Raw genomic sequence first — 1870 nt, forward strand, 5'->3', positions numbered from 1 at the left:
ACGCAAGAGCGACGGCGAACCCGGCGTAAAGACGATCTGGCAAGGATTGCAGCGCGTGATGGATGTGGCCACTGCATTACAGTCGATGCGCGAGGGGCACGGCTGAGTTGTGTATAACGATATGGCCAGAACTAAGGCCGATCCTGCACCCAGAACAAATAGGCCGACGTGAACCGCCGGCGGCACCAGATTTTCTGGCGTGTTAACATCGGTCTGAAAGCTTGCTCCGCCAATGAAGACGTTTGCCGATCCATCGGTAATGACGGCACTGCACTGGATTGTATCGCTAACCCTGGCGGCGTGAAAACCATTGATGAAGACCGTCGCGCTGCCGCTGGAAATCGGCAACGGCACTTGCGGGTGTTTGGTGCATGCCGCCAAGTCGACATGCGCGCGCGCCGCCGCACGGCCGTTAATGAATACATTTGCAGAACATGGAGGAATGATCTTGCCGCACACTTCCTTTGGCGCAAAGCTCATCGTGCTGAGCATCTCACCGATGCCTGCGCCGCCGGCCACTGCGCCGCCAACGACCGCAGTCAACGCAATCGCGCCCAAGCCGCCGGTTCCGAGAACAAACACGCCAATTGCCACAGCGGCTGCGCCAGCCAATGCCCCTTTTATCAGCCAATCCATGGTGGGACTATGCCCGATTGGGTCGCCCAGACGTGCTGCTTGTGGCATGACTAGGCCCTCGCGCTCTGGCCGAGCATCGCCTGTACCTCGGCAATGCTAGACAGACGTACTTCCGGAGAACCTGCCACGAAGATGGTGGCCAAGTGCATTCGCTCGCGCAAGCCTGGTGCGCCACGTTCCGGGCGAGCCTCCAAGGTGTAACTGCCCGCCTTGCGCCACAGCGTGCCGGTGTTAGGTACCAAGAAATTTGCGTGCAAGGGTACGCCGGCGGCGTTGAAGAAGGCCCAGGCGTCCTGCTCCACTTCGCGCGCGTCGACCTTGTGGCATGCATCGTCCGCGCTGGCAAATACTTGCAAGGTCCGGCGCCGCTCCGACAGCGCAAAGATGGTCGGCTCCATCGACGCCACTACACCGGCACCGTCGCCACCCGCCTGCACCGTCTTGTGGCGCAGCTTAAAGCTATCGAGCATGCCGTCGAAAGCCGCCTTCCACTCCACGCTGAACGCTTGGAGGCAGGTGGCGGCGATCAGCATGGCTTGCTGGCTGCCCTCTTCGGCGCCAGGCAGCAAGGTAATGACCTGGCACTGGTGCATGAAGTTACTTTCGCTACGCCAGCGATAGGTCAGCTCGATGGCCGGTGTACCGTCGATCATGCGCTCGATCGAACCACCGAAGTGGAAGTCCGGCAGGGCTTTGCCTAGTTCAGCCAGCAGACGCTCGGAAAAATTCGCCAGCGTATCCTCGGCTTGCGCTGGGGCGTGCGAGATGACGACACTGAATTCGCTCGGACCATTGTCGTTGAGCGTGAACATGTGCATCGTCTTGTCCTTGAGCTGCGCCGGCAGCTCGAACGTTGCATGATTGGTTTGGTAGTGCATTACTGGGTTCCTTGTTTGATGTGCCCAGGTTCCACTCTGGGATTTTTTGCTTTGGCATGGGTAGCCGGGCACCGCCATGCGGCTGCGCGGCAGAAGGGCTGGAGATTCGGAGTCGAGGCCGGCACGATGCGGCGAGCCGTCCCGTACGCTCAGGGCGTAGGGGACGGCTCGCACAAGAACTGCTTTAACTGTTCAAATCAATCTTGGTGCTGCCTATCACCTTGACGTGCACACCGCTGATGGTGATGGTGCCGTCCGCTTTCATCTCGATCTTGCTGCTGCCCACCTGCAACGTGATATCGGTGCTGGCCGTCAGGTGAATATGCTCGGTCTCCGCCGTCAATTCGACATTGGTA

Annotated in this window: 1 protein-coding gene and 1 pseudogene; both read right to left on the reverse strand. The window is 59.8% G+C overall.

Annotated elements, in window-relative coordinates; translation table 11 throughout:
* Positions 1–234: 234 nt before the first annotated feature.
* Positions 235–684 (reverse strand): annotated as a pseudogene (locus F1735_RS37985) (PAAR domain-containing protein); the annotation flags it as partial.
* 2 nt (positions 685–686) lie between these two features.
* The gene (locus tag F1735_RS33315) at positions 687–1514 is read right to left on the reverse strand and encodes a DcrB-related protein (protein ID WP_167241262.1); all 828 of its coding nucleotides are present in this window, start codon (positions 1512–1514) and stop codon (positions 687–689) included.
* Between the last annotated feature and the right edge of the window lie 356 nt (positions 1515–1870).

The sequence above is a fragment of the Massilia genomosp. 1 genome, assembly GCF_011682185.1.
In the GTDB taxonomy this organism is placed as follows: domain Bacteria; phylum Pseudomonadota; class Gammaproteobacteria; order Burkholderiales; family Burkholderiaceae_D; genus Telluria_A; species Telluria_A rubra.

What these genes read in the sequence shown, in the direction of transcription:
- F1735_RS33315 (WP_167241262.1), bottom strand. Translation starts at nt 1,514, where the DNA reads ATGCACTACCAAACCAATCATGCAACGTTCGAGCTGCCGGCGCAGCTC.